Source organism: Streptomyces sp. NPDC059564 (assembly GCF_042735575.1).
GTDB lineage: Bacteria > Actinomycetota > Actinomycetes > Streptomycetales > Streptomycetaceae > Streptomyces.
In genome coordinates, this window is record NZ_JBHWBP010000039.1 from 20,127 (window position 1) to 38,658 (window position 18,532).

14 protein-coding genes are annotated in these 18,532 nt (G+C 73.3%); 9 read left to right on the forward strand and 5 right to left on the reverse strand.

The genetic code is table 11. The features are described 5' to 3' along the window. Positions 1-10: 10 nt before the first annotated feature. Together ACFV0Q_RS10400 and ACFV0Q_RS10405 are read left to right on the forward strand one after the other, a co-directional pair. Positions 11-1,042, forward strand: a complete 1,032-nt coding sequence (locus tag ACFV0Q_RS10400; protein ID WP_385003510.1) for a LacI family DNA-binding transcriptional regulator — start codon at positions 11-13, stop codon at positions 1,040-1,042. A gap of 108 nt (positions 1,043-1,150) precedes the next feature. Continuing rightward, positions 1,151-2,035 (forward strand): phosphatase PAP2 family protein, encoded by an 885-nt coding sequence (locus ACFV0Q_RS10405; RefSeq protein WP_385003512.1) that lies wholly within the window; start codon positions 1,151-1,153, stop codon positions 2,033-2,035. 10 nt (positions 2,036-2,045) lie between these two features. Here ACFV0Q_RS10405 and ACFV0Q_RS10410 read toward each other — a convergent pair whose 3' ends face one another. Further along, positions 2,046-3,626, reverse strand: coding sequence for an amidohydrolase (locus tag ACFV0Q_RS10410; RefSeq protein ID WP_385003514.1), 1,581 nt, complete (start codon positions 3,624-3,626; stop codon positions 2,046-2,048). Beyond that, positions 3,548-5,083: an APC family permease gene (locus tag ACFV0Q_RS10415; RefSeq protein ID WP_385003516.1), complete on the reverse strand. Its 1,536-nt coding sequence runs from the start codon at positions 5,081-5,083 to the stop codon at positions 3,548-3,550. The genes ACFV0Q_RS10410 and ACFV0Q_RS10415 overlap by 79 nt, the downstream gene beginning before the upstream one ends. 103 nt (positions 5,084-5,186) lie before the next feature. Here ACFV0Q_RS10415 and ACFV0Q_RS10420 point away from each other — a divergent pair, with 103 nt between their 5' ends. Next, the gene (locus ACFV0Q_RS10420) at positions 5,187-5,798 is read left to right on the forward strand and encodes a TetR/AcrR family transcriptional regulator (protein WP_385003518.1); all 612 of its coding nucleotides are present in this window, start codon (positions 5,187-5,189) and stop codon (positions 5,796-5,798) included. On the opposite strand, the gene ACFV0Q_RS10425 is transcribed toward ACFV0Q_RS10420, so the two are convergent. Further along, positions 5,795-8,782: a bifunctional [glutamine synthetase] adenylyltransferase/[glutamine synthetase]-adenylyl-L-tyrosine phosphorylase gene (locus ACFV0Q_RS10425; RefSeq protein WP_385003520.1), complete on the reverse strand. Its 2,988-nt coding sequence runs from the start codon at positions 8,780-8,782 to the stop codon at positions 5,795-5,797. The two genes, ACFV0Q_RS10420 and ACFV0Q_RS10425, sit on opposite strands and share 4 nt — an antisense overlap. Before the next feature lie 209 nt (positions 8,783-8,991). On the opposite strand from ACFV0Q_RS10425, the gene ACFV0Q_RS10430 reads away from it, so the two are divergent. The 3 genes from ACFV0Q_RS10430 to ACFV0Q_RS10440 all read left to right on the forward strand — a co-directional run bounded on the left by ACFV0Q_RS10430 (position 8,992) and on the right by ACFV0Q_RS10440 (position 14,425). Next, positions 8,992-11,286, forward strand: coding sequence for a PIG-L family deacetylase (locus ACFV0Q_RS10430; RefSeq protein ID WP_385003522.1), 2,295 nt, complete (start codon positions 8,992-8,994; stop codon positions 11,284-11,286). Between the two features lie 274 nt (positions 11,287-11,560). After that, a complete protein-coding gene (locus tag ACFV0Q_RS10435; protein ID WP_385003524.1) occupies positions 11,561-13,645 on the forward strand; it encodes a PIG-L family deacetylase in 2,085 nt (694 codons plus the stop codon). An 81-nt stretch (positions 13,646-13,726) separates the two neighbouring features. Continuing rightward, a complete protein-coding gene (locus ACFV0Q_RS10440) occupies positions 13,727-14,425 on the forward strand; it encodes a hypothetical protein (RefSeq protein WP_385003526.1) in 699 nt (232 codons plus the stop codon). A gap of 19 nt (positions 14,426-14,444) precedes the next feature. Here the strand turns inward: ACFV0Q_RS10440 and ACFV0Q_RS10445 are convergent, their stop codons facing one another. Further along, positions 14,445-15,116 (reverse strand): histone deacetylase, encoded by a 672-nt coding sequence (locus ACFV0Q_RS10445; RefSeq protein ID WP_385003528.1) that lies wholly within the window; start codon positions 15,114-15,116, stop codon positions 14,445-14,447. Between the two features lie 27 nt (positions 15,117-15,143). Further along, complete coding sequence (gene glnA, locus ACFV0Q_RS10450) at positions 15,144-16,505, reverse strand: type I glutamate--ammonia ligase (RefSeq protein WP_385003530.1); 1,362 nt, start codon at positions 16,503-16,505, stop codon at positions 15,144-15,146. A 175-nt stretch (positions 16,506-16,680) separates the two neighbouring features. Between glnA and ACFV0Q_RS10455 the strand changes: the two genes are divergently transcribed. The 3 genes from ACFV0Q_RS10455 to ACFV0Q_RS10465 all read left to right on the forward strand — a co-directional run bounded on the left by ACFV0Q_RS10455 (position 16,681) and on the right by ACFV0Q_RS10465 (position 18,468). After that, positions 16,681-17,082, forward strand: a complete 402-nt coding sequence (locus ACFV0Q_RS10455) for a hypothetical protein (protein ID WP_385003532.1) — start codon at positions 16,681-16,683, stop codon at positions 17,080-17,082. Between the two features lie 70 nt (positions 17,083-17,152). After that, complete coding sequence (locus ACFV0Q_RS10460; protein ID WP_385003534.1) at positions 17,153-17,803, forward strand: DUF3105 domain-containing protein; 651 nt, start codon at positions 17,153-17,155, stop codon at positions 17,801-17,803. After that, positions 17,800-18,468 (forward strand): DUF305 domain-containing protein, encoded by a 669-nt coding sequence (locus ACFV0Q_RS10465; protein WP_385003536.1) that lies wholly within the window; start codon positions 17,800-17,802, stop codon positions 18,466-18,468. Before ACFV0Q_RS10460 ends, ACFV0Q_RS10465 begins: the two co-directional genes overlap by 4 nt. Positions 18,469-18,532: the final 64 nt, after the last annotated feature.

Here is an 18,532-nt window from a genome sequence, read left to right on the forward strand (position 1 = left end):
GTCCAATCCCGTGACCGCACGGCTAGCCGACATCGCAGCCCAGGCGGGGGTCAGCGAAGCCACTGTCAGCCGCGTGCTCAACGGCAAGCCCGGTGTGGCCGCAGGCACCCGCGAGTCCGTGCTGGCCGCGCTCGACGTGCTCGGCTACGAGCGGCCCGTACGGTTGCGCCAGCGCAGCGCGGGCCTGGTCGGACTGATAACCCCCGAACTGGACAACCCCATCTTCCCGGCGCTCGCGCAGGTCATCGGGCAGGCGCTGACCCGGCAGGGGTACACCCCGGTGCTGGCCACGCAGACGCCCGGCGGGTCCACCGAGGACGAGCTGACGGAGATGCTGGTGGACCGCGGGGTCTCCGGGATCATCTTCGTCTCGGGGCTGCACGCCGACACCACCGCCGACATGGGCCGCTACGACCAGCTCCGCGGCCAGGGCGTCCCGTACGTCCTCATCAACGGTTTCTCCGACAAGGTGCGGGCCCCCTTCGTCTCCCCCGACGACCGGGCCGCGATGCAGCTCGCCGTGACCCACCTGACCGCGCTGGGGCACACCCGGATCGGTCTGGCCGTCGGGCCGAAGCGGTTCGTGCCGGTGCTGCGCAAGATCGAGGGCTTCCGGCTCGGGATGAAGGAGCGGCTCGGGCTCGACGAGGCCGCGGTCGAGGAGCTGATCCAGCACTCCCTGTACACGCTGGAGGGCGGGCAGGCCGCCGCGGCCGCGCTCATCGCGCGGGGCTGCACGGCGATCGTGTGCGCGAGCGACATGATGGCCCTCGGAGCCATCCGGGCCGCCCGGCAGCAGGGCCTCGCCGTCCCCCGGGACATGTCGGTGGTCGGCTTCGACGACTCCCCCCTCATAGCGTTCACCGATCCGCCGCTCACCACCATCCGCCAGCCCGTGCTGGCGATGGGGCAGGCCGCGGTGCGCACCCTGCTGGAGGAGATCGGCGGTACGCCGGCCCCGCACAGCGAGTTCGTCTTCCTGCCGGAGCTGGTGGTCCGCGGGTCCACGGCCTCGGGCCCGGGTCAGCGCCGGGGGGCCTAGCGGTGTACCCCTAGGGACGGGGAGTCGTCCGCAGGGCGGACCGCGGGCGCCGAAGACCGTCCCCGGGGATGATCGGAGGCGAGATCGCATCTGGCAGACTCTCTCCCCATGGGTGAATCGAGCGTGAAGACACTGGAAACCCGGACGGACGTCTCGTCACCCACCGTGACCGAGCCGGAGAGCCGTCCGGGGTCCGAACGCACCCTCCTCACCCGGCTCCGCCTGCCGCGCCGGCCGCGCATCTGGTTCGAGGTCCTGCTGATCGCCGTCAGCTACTGGACGTACTCGCTGATCCGCAACGCGGTGCCGGAGCAGAAGGCGGCCGCCCTCGCGAACGCCGACTGGATCTGGAGCCTGGAGCGGGGCCTGGGGATCGCGGTCGAGCAGTCCGTCAACCACGCCGTGAACTCGGTGACGTGGCTGGTCGTGGGCATGAACTACTACTACGCCACGCTCCACTTCGTCGTGACGATCGGCGTGCTGGTGTGGATCTACCGCTTCCATCCGGGGCGTTACGCGGCCACGCGGCTCATCCTCTTCGCCACCACGGGCGTGGCCCTGGTCGGCTACTACTTCTACCCGCTCGCGCCGCCCCGGCTGATGAACGGGCAGGACTTCGTGGACACGGTGCTGGTCCACCACACCTGGGGCTCGATGGCCTCGGGCAACCTCAAGCACATGTCGAACCAGTACGCCGCGATGCCGTCCATGCACATAGGGTGGTCGCTCTGGTGCGGGCTGACGATCTTCGCGGTCGCCTCCGCGCCCTGGGCCCGGTTCCTGGGCCTGCTCTACCCGACGGCGACCCTGGTGGTCATCGTGGCCACCGCCAACCACTTCTGGCTGGACGCCGTCGGCGGCATGATGTGCCTGGCCTTCGGGTACGGCGTCTCGCGCCTCTGGTACGGCTCGCTGCCGCACCGGCTGCCGCGCCGGCCCGTGCACAGCGAACCGCACCCCGCGTCGGCCCTGGTGAGCCGCTTCCGGCGGTAGGTTCCCCGCCTCAGCCCTCCCCGTGGGTGATCCGGCCGCCCGAGACGGTCAGGCGTACGGGGGCCTCGGCCAGCTCGTCCGGGCCCGCGGTGACCGGGTCGACGGTGAAGGCCGTCAGGTCCGCGCGCAGGCCGGGCGCGATCCGGCCCGCCACCGCCTCCTCGCCGGCGGCGAGCGCCGCGTGCGAGGTCATGCCCTCCAGTGCCATCAGCCCGGTCAGGAACCGGCCGCCGGAGGCCGCGCCGCGGGGGCGCAGGGCGGTGGCGAGGACCTGGCGGGCGTCGTGGTGGGCGATGGGCCAGTCCGAGCCGAGGGCCAGGACGGCTCCCGCGTCGCGCAGGTCCCGGCAGCGCCAGGCCCGTCCGGCGCGTTCGTCGCCGAGCCGCTTGGACCACTCGTCGGTGTGGTCGGCGCGGGTGTAGGCGGTGTGCGGGGGCTGCATGGAGGCGATCACGCCCAGCTCGGCGAACCGCTCCAGCTGGTCGTCGGGGACGGTCTCGATGTGTTCGATCCGGTGCCGCATGCGGGCCCGGGGTCCCAGGGCTGCGACGGTGTCCAGGACGTGGCGGACGGCCGCGTCGCCGATGGCGTGGGTGGCGGTGCGCACGCCGGCCGCGTCGAGGACCCGTACCGCCCGGGAGTACGCCTGCGGGTCGGGCCAGAAGGCCTCGGTGCCCTGGCCGTGGCAGTCGGCGTGCTCCAGCCAGGCGGTGCCTCCCTCGACGGTGCCGTCCATGAAGAACTTGACGCCGCCGACCTGCCAGTGGCGCCCGGCGGTCCCCTGGAGGGCGATCAGACCGGCGAGTTCCCCGTCGTCGGCGCCGGGCATGCACCAGGGGGCCAGGCGCAGCCGCAGGGGCAGGTGGTGCTCGTACTCCAGGCCGGCGAGGAGGGCGGGGACGTCGCCGTCGCCGAGGTCCATGACGTGGGCGCCGGTGAGGCCGGTGGCGGCCATGTCGGCGAGGAGGGCGAGCAGGCGGGTGCGGCGCTGGGCGGGGGTGGGCTTGGGGGCGAGGGCGGCGACCAGGGCCATGGCGGCGTGTTCGACGAGGTGTCCGGTGGGGCGGCCGTCCGGGTCGCAGACGATCTCGGAGCGCTGGGGGAAGGTACGGGGGCCGGTGATGCCCGCGGCGGCGAGGGCGGGGCCGCTGGCGAGGGCGGAGTGGCCGTCGTAGAGGCGCAGGAAGGCGGGGGTGCCGGCGAGGGCGTCCTCGATCGCGGCCCGGTCGACGGGCCGGCCGGCGAAGGCGTTGTGGTCGAGGCCGTGGCCGAGGACCCAGCCGCCGGTGCGGTCGGCGGTGCGCAGGGCGGCGCGGAGCTGGTCGAGGTCGCGGACGGCGGAGAGGTCGGTGCCGGTGGCCATCTCGATGCCCCAGACGGGGTGGCTGTGGGCGTCGGTGAGGCCGGGGGTGAGGGTGGCGCCGGCGAGGTCGACGAGGCGGGTGCCGGGTCCGCGCCAGTCGCGTACGTCGCTCTCGTGTCCGACGGCGAGGACGCGGCCGTCGGCGATGGCTACCGCGCCGGCTTCGGGGCGGGCCGGGTCGAGGGTGCGGACGCGCGCTCCGGTGAGGACGGTGTCGGCAGCGGGCACGGCGTTTCTCCTTGGGGGGTGGTGCGGTCTTCGGCGAAGCGGGCGTAGACCTCGGGGCGGCGGGACTTCAGCCGTCCGGCGAGGGCGGTTCCGGCGAGGAAGACGGCGGGGACGAGGGCCACGAGGACGGTGTTGACGGTGGTGGAGGCCATGGTGAACAGGCCGACCTTGGAGACGACGAGGCAGATCGCGACGGTCAGCAGCACGGCGGCGGTGACGGGCGCGACGACGGTCCGCCAGCGGCCCTCGGAGTGGGGGGTGCGCCGGAAGTAGACGGGTACGGCGAGGGCCGCGAGCAGCATGAGCGCCATGAGGCCGATCATGCCGGGTGTGTTCACCCAGAGCAGGAGCTGCTGGTAGGGGTCGGCTCCGGCGAGGGCGAAGCCGAGGACGACGGCGGCGCCGAGGGCGGTCTGGGCGGCTCCGGCCAGGTACGGGGAGCGGTGGCGGGGGTGGACGCGGCCGAGGGCGGCGGGCAGGACGCCCTCCTCGGCGAGGGCGAGCACGTAGCGGTTGATGGCGTTGTGGAAGGCGAGGAGGGAGGCGATGACGCTGGTGACGATGAAGAGGTGCATCAGGTCCGCCGCCCAGGGGCCGACGTAGGTGGTGATGGCGGTGAAGAAGAGGCCGCCGGGGTCCTGGGTGGCGGCGGCGGTGACGTCCTCGGCGCCGTAGGCCTGGATGACGGTCCAGACGACGAAGGCGTAGAAGAGGCCGAGGAAGGCGACGGCGATGTAGGTGGCGCGCGGGATGGTGCGGTCGGGGTCGCGGGCCTCGCGGCGGTAGATGACGGTGGACTCGAAACCGGTGAAGGCGGCGAAGGCGAAGGCCAGGACGGCGGCGGTGCCGGGGACGAGGACGGCGCCGGGGGCGAAGGAGCCGGCGGACAGGCCGTGGGCGCCGCCCTTGAGGAGCACCCCGGCCGCGAGGAGGACGAGTATCCCGGTCTCGGCGACGAGGAGGACGCCGAGGAGCTTGGCGCCGAAGTCGATGGAGCGGTAGCCGCCGTACCAGATGAGGAGGAGGCCGGCGAGGGAGACGGGCAGCCAGGGGATGTCGAGGCCGGCGAGGGCGCGGCCGGTGTCGGCGGTGGTGGTGCCGAGGAGGCCGTAGACGCCGATCTCCATGCCGTTGTAGCCGATGAGGGCGAGCAGGGCGGCGCCGATGCCGACGCGCTTGCCGAGGCCGCGGGCGATGTACGCGTAGAAGGCGCCGGCGCCGGTGACGTGGCGGCTCATGGTGGTGAAGCCGACGGCGAAGACGGCGAGGGTGAGGCCGGCGAGGAGGTAGCCGGCGGGGGCGCCGATGCCGCCGAGGAGGATGGCGACGGGGGCGACGCCGGCCATGACGGTGAGGGGGGCGGCGGCGGAGACGACGAAGAAGGAGATGTCGGCGGTGCCGAGCGCCGCGCTGTGCAGGGTGGGGAGGGGCGGGGTCGGCGGGGTGCTTTCGGGCAAGGCGGGGCCCTTCTGCTGCGACAGAAACCTAAAGGCTTTCGGTTCGCGGCAATGTAGCCTCCGGTTTTGGCGTACGGGAAGACCTGGACCAGGGAGAACATCGATGGCACGGCCGCGCACCCCCTTGCTCGACCGGGAGCGGATCGCCATCGCTGCCCTGCAACTGGTGGCGGAGCAGGGCGAGTTCAGTGTTCCGCAGGTCGCCCGGGCGCTGGGGGTGCAGACGGCTTCGCTGTATCACCACGTGGACGGCCGGGCCGGGGTGGTGGAGCTGGTACGGGAGCGGGTGTGCGCCTCGATCGACGACTCGGCGCTGTCCCTGGAGCCGTGGGACCGGGCGCTGGAGGAGTGGGCCCGGTCCTACCGGGCCGCCTTCGCCGCCTACCCGCGGGCCATCCCGCTGCTGATGACGACACCGGTACGGGCGCCGAGGGTGCTCGCGCACTACGAGCGGGCGGTGGCGCTGCTGCGGACGGCGGGGTTCCCCGAGGAGCGGGTGATGCCGCTCCTGACGGGCCTGGAGAACCTGATCCTGGGGTCGGCCCTGGACCTGGCGGCCCCCGAGGCCATGTGGGAGCCCTCCGCGCGGACCCCGCTGCTGGCCGCCGCCCTGGAGGCGGGCGGCCCGGGCCGCGCGGACGCGGCCTTCGACCTGGCCCTGACGGCCCTGCTGTCCTACGCGGCGACCCTGCGCAGCGGCGGCGCCGGGGCCTAGGACCCGTAGAAGAGCTCGTCCACCACCGCGCGGGCGCGGCGGGTGACGCGGCGGTAGTCGTCCAGCATCTCCCCGACGCGGCCCTCCGGGTAGCCGAGGTAGCGGCCGACCGCCGCCAGCTCGCGGGCCTCCGCGGGGAAGGTGTCCCCGGCGCGGCCGCGGACCAGCATGACGGCGTTGCGGACGCGGGTGGCGAGTACCCAGGCCTCGTCGAGGACCTGCGCCTCCTCGGCCGGGATCAGCCCGGCGGCCCGGGCGGCGGACAGGGCCTGGCGGGTACGGGTGGTGCGCAGGCCGGGTTCGGCCCAGGCGTGCCGCATCTGGATCAGCTGGACGGTCCACTCGACGTCGCTGAGGCCGCCGCGGCCGAGCTTGGTGTGCAGGGTCGGGTCGGCGCCGCGCGGCATCCGCTCCGACTCCATCCGGGCCTTGAGGCGGCGGATCTCCCGTACGGCGTCCTCGCCGAGGCCGTCGGCCGGGTAGCGCAGCGGGTCGATCAGCTCGACGAAGCGGCGGCCGAGCTCCTCGTCCCCGGCGACGGGTTCGGCGCGCAGCAGGGCCTGGCTCTCCCAGGTCAGGGACCAGCGGCGGTAGTAGGCGGCGTAGGAGGACAGGGTGCGCACGAGCGGTCCGGAGCGGCCTTCGGGGCGCAGGTCGGCGTCGATGAGCAGCGGCGGGTCGGCGGTGGGCAGCTGGAGGAGCCTGCTCATCTCGGCGATGACGGTCTGGGCGGCCTTGGCGGCTTCCGTCTCGTCGACGCCCTCGCGGGGTTCGTGGACGAAGAGGACGTCGGCGTCGGAGCCGTAGCCCAGTTCGTGGCCGCCGAAGCGGCCGACGCCGATGACGGCGAAGCGGGTGGGGAGGGTCTCGCCCCAGTGGTCGCGGACGGCGGCGCGCAGGGCTCCGGCGACGGTGGCGGCGGTGAGTTCGGAGACGGCGTCGCCGACCCGGTCGACGAGGGCGCCGGGGTCCTCTTCGGCCGGGCTCTCCTCCGTGCCGTAGGAGGCGATGATGTCGGCGGCGGCGGTGCGGAAGAGTTCGCGGCGGCGCACCCCGCGGGCGGCGGTGACGGCGGCCTCGCCGCTCTCGGCGCGGCCGACGGCGGCGAGCACCTCCTGTTCGAGGGCCTCGTGGGTACGGGGCTCCAGGCCTTCGGCGTCGCCGAGCAGGGCGACGGCCTCGGGGGCGCGCATGAGGAGGTCGGGGGCGAGGCGTCCGGCGGACAGCACGCGGGCGAGGTTCTCGGCGGCGGCGCCCTCGTCGCGGAGCAGCCGCAGGTACCAGGGGGTCTTGCCGAGGGCGTCGGAGACCTTGCGGAAGTTGAGGAGTCCGGCGTCGGGGTCGGCGGAGTCGGCGAACCAGCCGAGCATGACGGGCAGCAGGGTGCGCTGGATGGCGGCCTTGCGGCTGACGCCGGAGGCGAGGGCTTCGAGGTGGCGCAGCGCGGAGGCCGGGTCGGCGTAGCCGAGGGCTTCGAGGCGCTGGCCGGCGGCGCGCGGGGAGAGCCGGGTCTCGCCGGGGGTGAGCTGGGCGACGGCGTCGAGGAGGGGCCGGTAGAAGAGCTTCTCGTGGAGGCGGCGGACGGCCGAGGCGTGCCGGCGCCAGGCCTTGTTGAGTTCGGCGACGGGTTCGGTGCGCAGGCCCATGGAGCGGCCCAGGCGCCGCAGGTCGGCCTCGTCCTCGGGGACGAGGTGGGTGCGGCGCAGCCGGTAGAGCTGGATGCGGTGCTCCATGGAGCGCAGGAAGCGGTACGCGTCGTTCAGCTGGGCGGCGTCGGTGCGGCCGACGTAGCCTCCGGCGGCGAGGGCGTGCAGGGCGTCGAGGGTGGTGCCGGAGTGCAGGGTGGCGTCGCTGCGGCCGTGCACGAGCTGGAGCAGCTGGACGGCGAACTCGACGTCGCGCAGGCCGCCGGGGCCGAGTTTCAGCTCGCGGTCGATCTGGGCGGCGGGGATGTTGTCGACGACGCGGCGGCGCATCTTCTGGACGTCGGAGACGAAGTTCTCGCGTTCGGCGGCCTGCCAGACCAGCGGTGTTATGGCCGCGATGTACTCGGCGCCGAGGGCCGCGTCCCCGGCGACGGCGCGGGCCTTGAGGAGGGCCTGGAACTCCCAGGTCTTGGCCCAGCGCTGGTAGTAGGCGAGGTGGGAGGCGAGGGTGCGGACGAGGGGGCCGTTCCTGCCCTCGGGGCGCAGGTTGGCGTCGACGGGCCAGATGGTGCCTTCGACGGTGGTCTCGGAGCAGATCCGCATGAGGTGGGAGGCGAGGCGGGTGGCGGCCTGGATGCCCTTGCCCTCGTCGGTGCCGGGGGCGGCCTCGCCGACGAAGATGACGTCGACGTCGGAGACGTAGTTGAGTTCGTTGCCGCCGCACTTGCCCATGGCGATGACGGCGAGCCGGCACTGCGTCGCGTCCTGGGGGGCGGCGGCGGTGGCGATGCGCAGGGCGGCGCGGAGGGTGGCGGTGGCGAGGTCGGCGAGTTCGGCGGCGGCCTGGGCGACGTCGGTGGTGCCGCAGACGTCGCGGGCGGCGATGGAGAGCAGGCAGCGGCGGTAGGCGACGCGCAGGGTGACGGGGTCGTCGGCCTCGGCGAGGCCCTGTTCGAACTCGGCGAGGCCGGGGTGCAGGTCGGCGGCCTCGTAGGTGACCAGGGCCTGCCAGTCGCGGGGGTGGCGGGCGAGGTGGTCGGCGAGGGCTTCGGAGGCGCCGAGCACGCCGAGGAGGCGGTCGCGCAGGGGTTTGGCGCTGACGAGGGTGTCGAGGAGCAGCGCCAGGTCGTCGGGGGCCTGGGCTTCGGCGAGGCGGACGAGGCCGAGGAGGGCGAGGTCGGGGTCGGCGGTCGCGCCGAGGGCGTCGAGGAGCACCGGGTCGGTGCGTACGCCGGCCAGCGCTTCGTCGTCGAGGAGCCGGGCCGCGGTGGAGGGGTCGGTGAACCCGCTGCGCAGCAGTCGGATGAAGGTGCTGCTCCTGCGTCCCGGGACTGTCATCCCGCCGCCTCCCGAGTGCGTCGCCGCCGGTGGTCGGCCGGCGCTGCCGGTGGTGGTGGCCGGCCTGGGGGCGAGCCTAGCCGGAGCAGGCGTTCGACTCACCGGCGTGTCGTGGCGAATATCATGAGGCGGATTATCAGATTTTCTGATTACTTGTAGATCTATGTGTCAGGGGCCCGGTCCCCGTCCGACCGGTTGCGAGGAGCCCCATGTCCGAAGGACGCCCCTTCCCCGCCCCGGCGCACCGTCCGCACGCCGCCCCGACGGACTACCCGCTCCCCGCCCCGCGCCCCTCCGCCGAGAACGGCCCCCAGCCGTCCTCGACCGCCCCCGCACCCCGCCGCGAGCCGGACCCGGGTCCCGAGGCGGCCTCGTACGCGTATCCCGCCGGGCGGGTGGCGCATCACCGGCCCCCGCACCACGCCCGGCACCGGGCCCGGATCGTCAAGGCCGTCGCCGCCTGCGCGGCCACCGCCGCCGCCGGGATGCTCGTGCTCCGCGGCAACGAGGCCTTCGCCGCCCTCGACGCCCCGGCCGGCCCCGACTCCCGGCTCACCACCGCCACCACGGCCGACGCCCCCGATCCCGGCCGCGTGCTGCAGATCATCGCCCACCCCGACGACGACCTGTACTTCATGAACCCGGACCTCGGCTATTCCATAGCCGCCGGCCACCCCGTCACCTCGGTCTACCTCACCTCCGGCGAAGCCGACGGCATCAACGCGGGCGTCGCCAAGGAGGCCTCCACCCCGCCCGACAAGCCCGCGTACGCCGAGGCCCGCCAGAACGGCATCCGCGCCGCCTACGCGAAGATGGCCACCGGCGACCGCACCAGCGCCTGGAAGCGCACCGTCGTCCCGACCAAGGGCGGCGGCCACGCCGAGGTCGACGTCCTCGTCGCGAAGCCCGAGATCAACCTCGTCTGGCTCCAGCTGCGCGAGGCGGGCAACGTCTACGGCGACGCCCCCGACAGCCTCCACGGCCTGTGGGACGGCCGGGTCCCGCACCTGGAGTCGATGCTCGCCTCCGGCACCCCCGTCAAGCAGCCGTTCACGTACACGAAGGACCAGGTCGTCCGGACGATCGAGGGCGTGCTGGAGCGGTACAAGCCGACGACGATACGGATGCAGGACCCGACCCCCGGCCGCTTCCCGGACACCAAGCGCTACACCGACCACCAGGACCACTTCTACGGCGCCCGGTTCGTGCAGATGGGCTCCGAGGCCTACGCCCGCGAGGTCCACGACCGCCCGCACTTCGCGGTGCAGAACTACATCGGCTACTTCAACAGCTCCCTCCCCAGCGCGCTGGACCCCGGCGAGGCCAAGGAGAAGCTGGACATCCTGGACACCTATGCCTGGCTCGACCGGCAGAACCACTGCGGCAGCGCCGCCGGCTGCGGGGACCTCAAGGTCGCCGACCACCCCTCGGGCAACCGCTGGACCGACTCCATCAACTACGCCCGCGGCACCAGCACCTCCTGGCTCGCCTCCGACCGGGACCACGGCCTGTGGGCCTTCAAGGTGCTCGACGGGCAGGTCGCCGTCTGGCACCGCACCGGCCTCATAGGCAGCTGGAGCGGCCCCCGCCTGCTCCCCGGCACCGGCATGGACCAGGGCATCTCCACGGTCACCCTGCCCGACGGCCGGATAGCCGCCTTCGGCACCCGCACCTCCTTCGGCGCCCGGCCCGCCGACTACCGGCGCGAGGTCGTCTACGCCGTCCAGCGGGCCCCCGGCTCCGCCGAGTTCGGCGCGTGGCAGTCGCTCGGCACCCCCGAGACCGCCGACGAGACCTGGACCTCCGACATCAGCGCCCCCGCCGTGTCCGTCGACACCGCCGGCCTGCCCGCGGTGTACGTGCGCGACGGCGCCTCCGGCCTGCGCGGCCGCGTGCAGCGGGCCGACGGCGGCTGGGGTCCGTGGGAGAGCCACGGCGGCGCCGACCTGCACGGCACCCCGGTCACCGCGACCGACGGGGCCGGGCGGCGGATGGTGTTCGCCGCCACCACCCGGACGGTGATCGGCTGGGTGCAGCCGGAGCCGGGCGCCCCGCTGGGCCCGCCCACCCCCACCGGGCTGCCGGCCACCACGCTCCCGCTGACGGCGGAGGGCCGCGAGGGCGGCGTACGGCTGTGGTTCCGCAAGCCCGGCTCCGGCAACGTCCGCACCGCCCTGATGACCGCCGACGGCGGCCTGAAGGTGAACGGCCTCACCGACCTCGGCGGGCTCCAGGGCTTCGGCTCGGTGGCGGCGAGCGGGCACGTGCTCGCGGGCCGCACCGCGGGCGGGCAGCTCGGCTCGGACGTGGGTGTCGGCCGGCCGTGGCAGCGCTCGCCGCTGATGTTCGTCGGGTCCCCGTCCAGCACGATGACCGGGAAGAACATGGTCAGCCTGGCGGTGGTCGGGCTGGACGCCCGGCTGTACGTGACCTCCTCGGCGGACTCCCCCGACGCGCACCTGGCGCCGTGGCAGCCGGTGGGCCCGCGCAACACGGCCCCGTAGCGAAACGCACATAAGCCGCAGACGCCACAGAACCGCCTTCAACGCCCCGCACCGGGGCGTTGTTTGCGTTTACGCGGCTTTCGTCCGCCTTCAACCCCGTCCACGATCCGGGCAGTTGCCCCCGCGCTCCCGGCACCGTGCACAATCACAACCGGTCGTTTTCGGAAAGCACGCGTCATCGGCGAAATCGGTGAACCAACTCCCCCGATTTGGCCTCTCACTGACTGCACAGCGGTTCTTCCTGTCCGTCCGGAACGACCTCAAGGCGTGACCGATGCCCGTATCCCGCCGCCGCTTCCTCCTCGCGGCCGTGGTGCCCATGCTCACCGTGGGCGCTTCCGGCGTGCTCTCCATCGCCTCCGGCCAGCAGACCTCGGCCGAAGCCACCCAGAGCGACCGGGCGGGGAGGGCGGCCTCCGCCCTCCCGGCCAGCACCACCTCCGGCTCGGTGGTGCAGATCGTCGCGCACCCCGACGACGACCTGTTCTTCATGAACCCCGACCTCAGCCGGTCCCTGCTGGCCGGCCTCCCGCTCACCACCGCCTACCTCACCTCCGGCGAGGCCGACGGCCGCAACGAGGCGCACGGCGGCGAGGCCAAGGACCCGCAGCAGCCCGCCGACCGCGAGCGGTACGCGGAGGCCCGGCAGAACGGCATCCGCTCGGCCTACGCGCAGATGGCCACCGGAGACCGCACGAGCGCGTGGACCCGTACCGTCATACCCACGGCGGGCGGCGGACAGGCGGAACTCGACGTCCTCGTCGCCCGGCCCCAGGTCAACCTCGTCTGGCTGCAGCTGCGCGAGGCCCGCAGCCCGGCCGGGGACAACCCCGACAGCCTGCGCGGCCTGTGGAACGGCCGGATACCGGCGCTCGGCGCCCAGCTCACCACCGGCACCCCGGTCAGGCAGTCGTTCACGTACACCAAGGACCAGGTCGTCCAGTCCATAGCCGGGATCCTGGAGCGGTACCGGCCGACGACGATACGCATGCAGGACCCGACACCGAACCGGTACGCGGACACCGGCAAGTACACCGACCACCAGGACCACATGTACGGCGCCCGCTTCGTGCAGGCGGCCCTGGCCTCCTACGCCGAGCGCGTCACTGACCGCCCGCGCTTCTCGGTCCAGAACTACCTCGGCTACCACAACGGCACCCTCCCCCACGCCCTGGACCCGCAGACCGCCGAGACGAAGATCGGCTTCCTGAAGACGTACGCCTGGCAGGACCGCACCGACTACTGCGGCAGCCCCTCGGGCTGCGGGGACCGCAAGGTCGCGGGCAGCCCCACCGGCCGCAACTGGGCCCAGTCCCTGCGCTACGCCCGCGCCGACACCACCTCCTGGCTCGTCGAGGGCACCCCCGGCCGGCTCTGGGCCTTCGCCGCGCTGGACGGCCGGATGGCCCTGTGGAACCGCAATCCGGCCGGCGCCTGGACCGGGCCCGAGCTGCTGCCCGGCACCGGCATCGACCCCGGCGCCTCCACCGCCCGCCTGCCCGACGGCCGCGTCGCGGTCCTCGCGACCCGCACCTCCCTCGGACCCGGGCCGGCCGACTACCGGCGCGAGGTCGTGTACGCCGTCCAGTCCGCGCCCGACGGCCCCTTCGGGCCCTGGCAGTCGCTCGGCACCCCCGAGCCGGGCGACGAACCCGGCACCTCCGCCATCAGCGCCCCCTCGGCCGTCGCCGACGCCGAGGGCCGCCTCACCGTCTACCTCCGCGACACCCGCCGCACCCTGCGCGCCCGCGTCCAGCAGCCGTCGGGCACCTTCACCGACTGGCAGCGCCTGGGCGGCGAGGACCTGCAGAGCGACCCCGTGACCCTCACCGACGCGGCCGGGCGGCGCCACGTCTACGCCACCACCACCAAGTCGGTCCTCGCCTGGACCCAGCCCGCCCCCGGAGCCCCGCTCGCCGGGCCGTTCCCCACCGCGCTCCCCGCCACCACCGTCCCGCTCTCGGCGGCCCGGGAGGGCGCGGGCGTCCGCCTCTACTTCCGGCGCCCCGACTCCGGGGCGGTGCGCAGCGCCCTCGTCACGGCGGGCCCGGGCGCCCCGCAGGTCACCGGCCTCTCCGAGTCCGGCGGCCGGGCGGGCTACGGCGCGGTCGGCGTCGCGGGCCGCGTCCTGACGGGGCGCACCGGCTCCGGGACCGTCGCGGCCGCGGCGTTCGGCGGGGCGCCCGCCTGGACGGAGTCCCGGATGCTGTACGCGGGCGCGCCCTCGGCGGTCCTCGCCCCGGCGGGCGCCACCGTCACGGCGGTCCTGGGCCTCGACGCCCGGCTCCACACCGTGACCTCCCAGCCCACCACCGCCCACCCCACCTGGCACCCCGCGGTCCCCCCGCCGGCCGGCTGACCCGCGGGCAGGGGCGCCCGGCCGGACCCGCCGATATCCTGGACGGGCATCGGGGGCTCCCCTGCCTCGGAGGGCAGCACGATGAACCGGCACAGCCTGCTCACGCTCCTCGCCGCCCCGCTCCTCATCGCCCCGGCGGCCCTCACCCCCGCCTTCGCGGCCCCGGCGGCCGTGCCGGCCGCCGCCTCCTGCGAGCTGGTGGCGATCGGGGAGGACTCGTACACCCTGGTCCTGGAGGGCTTCGCGCCGGGCCAGTCCGTGACCATCAACGGCCCGCGCACCAACCAGCGCGTCCAGGTGGGCCAGGAGGGCTCCCTCCAGCAGGACGACGCCCGCTACGGCAAGTACAGCGTCGGCTTCAAGACCGGCGGATCCGGCCACGGCAACCGCATCGGCTGCCTGACCCCGCCCCGCGGCAAGCACGATGGCGGCGGCGGAAAGGGGAACGTGCAGGTCACCAAGGTGGAGGTGTTCACCCTCACCAAGCCGGGCACCGTGGTCGACTGCACCAAGCCGATCAAGGCCGAATTCGACGGCAAGATCAGCGGCACGGGCAAGGGCGACGTCCGCTACTTCTGGACGTTCGCGTCCAGCGCCGATCCCATCCAGTCCGGCAAGGTCACCTTCGCCCCCGGCACCGAGAGCCACTCCCTCTTCGTGGCGGTCCCGCTGTCCGTGGTGAACAACGGCTCACCGTCGGGGTTCGTGACCCTGCACGTCCCCTCCGCGAACATGACGGCCAGGAGCGACCAGGTCACCCTCACCTGCGCCAAGCCGTAGCCCCCGGAGGCACGCGGATTCAGGGACCGGTGCCGGCCGTCAGCAGCTCCCGTACCTGCTCGGCCGTCCACGTGCCGGCGGCGCCGGGACGGGACGCGAGGTACTCGGCGATGTCCTGCTCCTGCCAGGGGCCGGATTCCAGGAGACCTCCGGCCAGGTAGCGCAGGTACGCGGCGGACGGGGTCAGCAGCTCGACGTCGTGGAGGGTCCACGGCGCGGTGAACGTCAGCACGGGGATGTCCTCGATCGTGCCCGGGCAGATCAGGGTCTCGTACCGGCCCGGGCCCTGCTCGTCACGGCCGTCCCGCAGAACCGCCGTCAGGTCCAGGTCCGCCCCGGGTTTCCCGTACATCTCCTGCGCGGCGATGTCGGACATCTGGCCGACCGTCACCAGGTGGGCCCGCCCGCGCGTCGAACCGGGAGCCGTGGGGTCGTAGAACCCTCGCCCTCCGGTCCACACGGCGGATTCCGTGGCGAAGTACAGGGTCCCTTCCAGCTCGACCGCGATCGACCGCTCGGGCGCCCGCCGGTCCCGGCAGCCCGGGTAGGTGCGCGCCGCTCCGACCGGGGTCCCGCCGGCGATGTACGCGGCAAGGCGGTCCATGTGCATGTTGGACGCGTAGGAGGCGTACCAGACCCGCCCGGGCGCGGGAACCGCCCGGGCGAGCGGCGTGGCAGTGTGGACGACCATGCGGCCGATATAGCCTCTGACCTGCGGTTACAGGACCGGGAGGTTCTTGCGGAGTTCGAAGGCGGTGACCTCCGAGCGGTACTCCTCCCACTCCTGCTTCTTGTTGCGGAGGAAGAAGTCGAAGACGTGCTCGCCGAGGGTTTCGGCGACCAGTTCGCTGCGTTCCATCAGGGAGATGGCCTCGCCCAGGTTCTGCGGGAGGGGTTCGATGCCCATCGCGCGGCGTTCCGCGTCGGAGAGGGCCCAGACGTCGTCGTCGGCGCCCGCCGGGAGTTCGTAGCCCTCCTCGATGCCCTTGAGGCCCGCCGCGAGGAGGACGGCGTAGGTGAGGTAGGGGTTGGCGCCCGAGTCGATCGAGCGGACCTCGACCCGGGAGGAACCCGTCTTCCCCGGCTTGTACATCGGGACGCGGATCAGCGCCGAGCGGTTGTTGTGGCCCCAGCAGATGTACGAGGGGGCCTCGCCGCCGGAGCCGGCGGTGCGCGAGGAGCCGCCCCAGATGCGCTTGTACGAGTTGACCCACTGGTTGGTGACGGCGGCCGTCTCCGCGGCGTGCTTGAGGAGGCCCGCGATGAAGGAGCGGCCGACCTTCGAGAGCTGGTACTCGGCGCCCGACTCGTAGAAGGCGTTGCGGTCGCCCTCGAAGAGGGAGAGGTGGGTGTGCATGCCGGAGCCGGGGTACTCGGAGAACGGCTTCGGCATGAAGGTGGCCTGAACGCCCTGTTCGAGCGCCACCTGCTTCATGACCAGGCGGAAGGTCATGATGTTGTCGGCCGTGGAGAGGGCGTCGGCGTAGCGCAGGTCGATCTCCTGCTGGCCCGGGGCGCCCTCGTGGTGGCTGAACTCCACCGAGATGCCCATGGATTCGAGCATGGTGATCGCCTGCCGGCGGAAGTCCATGCCGACGTTCTGCGGAGTGTGGTCGAAGTAGCCGGAGTTGTCCGCCGGGGTGGGGCGGGTGCCGTCCAGCGGCTTGTCCTTCAGCAGGAAGAACTCGATCTCCGGGTGGGTGTAGAAGGTGAAGCCCAGGTCGGAGGTCTTGTTCAGGATGCGCTTGAGGACGTACCGCGGGTCCGCGTACGAGGGGGAGCCGTCCGGCATCAGGATGTCGCAGAACATCCGGGCGGTCCCGGGGGCCTCGGCGCGCCACGGCAGTATCTGGAACGTGCTCGGGTCCGGCTTGGCGATCATGTCGGACTCGTAGACCCGGGCGAAGCCCTCGATCGCGGAGCCGTCGAAGCCGATGCCCTCGTCGAAGGCCTGCTCCAGCTCGGCGGGGGCGACCGCGACGGATTTCAGGAAGCCCAGCACGTCGGTGAACCACAGGCGCACGAAGCGGATGTCGCGCTCCTCGAGCGTCCGGAGGACGAATTCCTGCTGCTTGTCCATGCCTTCATCCTCGCAGTTCAGACGATCTGTGCACCACCGCCCGCGGGGACCGGGGGGCACAGTCGGGCCCGCCCAGTATCGCCATTGGTGGTTTCCGCCACATTACGCACCCCCGAAAGCCGATGACACCCCCGCACTGACCGCCGGACGGTCATGAGCATTACCATCGGCGCCCATGGGGGGCTGGAAGCACACGCGGAGCGGGAGCCAGGGGCATCCCGTCCGCCGGGCTGCCCTCCTGCTGCTGATCGCCTTCGGGGTGGCGGCCGGGGTGGCCTTCCTGTGCGTGCGCCCCGCGGCGGCGCATCCGCCGCACGGGGACGGGGCCCGGACCTGGGCCGGGGCCGGGGCGCATTCCGCGCACGTCGCCTGCGTGTCCCCGTACGACCTGCCCGGATGCTCCCCGCTGGCCCACGTGACCCCGGCCGTGCTGCCCGCCCCGCCGCCCGCCGTGGCCCTGCCGCGGGACGGTGCGGCGCCCGCCGCCCGCACGGCCTCCGCCGCGGGGCCGGTACGGGCGCACGGCACCCTGGCGCGCGCCCCCGGCCCGTACGTCCTCCAGGTGCTGCGGACGTGACGGCCGCGGCGCGGTAGACGCAGCACCGGCTCCACCCCGACACCCCCCTCAGCAGAAGGAACCAGGGCACATGGCCAGCAGGACGTCCGAAAACAACTCCCGCCAGAACCGCATAGCCGAAATGCGGCGCGCCGACAGAGCACGCGACCGGCGTAACAAGTTCATCGCCATCGGCATCTCGACCGTCATCGTCGCCGGACTCGTCGGCTTCGGTTCGTGGCTGCTGATCGAGCAGAAGCAGAAGGACAAGGACGCGCTCGCCGCCCGCAAGGCGCCGGTGTCCGGCGAGCGCGAGTGGGACGCGAAGAAGCTCGGCCGCAACCACGTCGAGACCCCGGTCAAGTACGAGATGAACCCGCCGGTCGGCGGCGACCACAACCCCCGCTGGATGAACTGCAACGGCGACGTCTACAAGAACCCGGTCCCCGAGGTCAACGCCGTGCACTCGCTGGAGCACGGCGCGGTCTGGGTGACGTACAACGAGAAGGCCGCCGCGGCCGACGTCGAGTCGCTGGCCGGGAAGGTCGGCAAGACCCCGTACACGCTGATGAGCCCGGTCAAGGAGCAGGCCGGCGCGATCATGCTCAGCGCGTGGGGCAAGCAGCTGACCGTGGACAAGGCGGACGACCCCCGCGTGGCGCAGTTCTTCACCAAGTACGTGCAGGGCCCGCAGACCCCCGAGCCGGGCGCCGCCTGCACCAACGGGCTGGCCGACAAGTGACCCGTACGTACTGGGCCGCGGGCGCGGCCGTCGTCCTGGCCGTGCTGTTCGCGGTGGGGGCCACGGTCGCCACCGCGAGCGGCGGCTCGGACTCCGGCGAGGCCTCGCGGGCGCCGGGGCTCTACTCCCCCGACGCGGGATTCGCCCGCGACATGGCGGTGCACCACCAGCAGGCGGTGGAGATGTCCTTCATCGTCCGCGACCGCACCCAGGACGAGCCGGTGCGCGGCCTCGCCTACGACATCGCCAACACCCAGGCCAACCAGCGCGGCATGCTGCTGGGCTGGCTGGACATGTGGGGGCTGCCGAAGGTGCTGGCCGACGAGCCTCCGATGTCGTGGATGCAGGCCGCCGAGGGCGGCGGTGAGCACGCGGGCCACGCCGGACACGGCGCCGCCAAGCCGGGCGCGCTCATGCCCGGCATGGCCACCAAGGAGGACCTGGACCGGCTCGCCGCGGCGAACGGCCGGGACGCGGAGGTGCTGTACCTCCAGCTGATGACCGACCACCACAAGGGCGGCGTCGCCATGGCCCAGGGCTGCGCGGTGCAGTGCCGGACGCCTGCGGAGCGGTCGCTCGCGCAGGGGATGGTCGAGGCGCAGCAGTCGGAGCTCACCCTGATGGCGGACATGCTGGGGAAGCGCGGGGCGGCCCCGCGCGGGTGACGCCGCCGGTCAGGCCCAGTCTCTTATAAACATCACCCAGCACACCAGACCCCAACACATCTCG

Excerpts from the sequence above, each read along its gene's own strand:
- ACFV0Q_RS10405 (WP_385003512.1), top strand. The coding sequence starts at position 1,151 with ATGGGTGAATCGAGCGTGAAGACACTGGAAACCCGGACGGACGTCTCG.
- ACFV0Q_RS10420 (WP_385003518.1), top strand. The coding sequence starts at position 5,187 with ATGGCACGGCCGCGCACCCCCTTGCTCGACCGGGAGCGGATCGCCATC.
- ACFV0Q_RS10425 (WP_385003520.1), bottom strand. The coding sequence starts at position 8,782 with ATGACAGTCCCGGGACGCAGGAGCAGCACCTTCATCCGACTGCTGCGC.
- ACFV0Q_RS10430 (WP_385003522.1), top strand. The coding sequence starts at position 8,992 with ATGTCCGAAGGACGCCCCTTCCCCGCCCCGGCGCACCGTCCGCACGCC.
- ACFV0Q_RS10435 (WP_385003524.1), top strand. The coding sequence starts at position 11,561 with ATGCCCGTATCCCGCCGCCGCTTCCTCCTCGCGGCCGTGGTGCCCATG.
- ACFV0Q_RS10440 (WP_385003526.1), top strand. The coding sequence starts at position 13,727 with ATGAACCGGCACAGCCTGCTCACGCTCCTCGCCGCCCCGCTCCTCATC.
- ACFV0Q_RS10445 (WP_385003528.1), bottom strand. The coding sequence starts at position 15,116 with ATGGTCGTCCACACTGCCACGCCGCTCGCCCGGGCGGTTCCCGCGCCC.
- glnA (WP_385003530.1), bottom strand. The coding sequence starts at position 16,505 with ATGGACAAGCAGCAGGAATTCGTCCTCCGGACGCTCGAGGAGCGCGAC.
- ACFV0Q_RS10455 (WP_385003532.1), top strand. The coding sequence starts at position 16,681 with ATGGGGGGCTGGAAGCACACGCGGAGCGGGAGCCAGGGGCATCCCGTC.
- ACFV0Q_RS10460 (WP_385003534.1), top strand. The coding sequence starts at position 17,153 with ATGGCCAGCAGGACGTCCGAAAACAACTCCCGCCAGAACCGCATAGCC.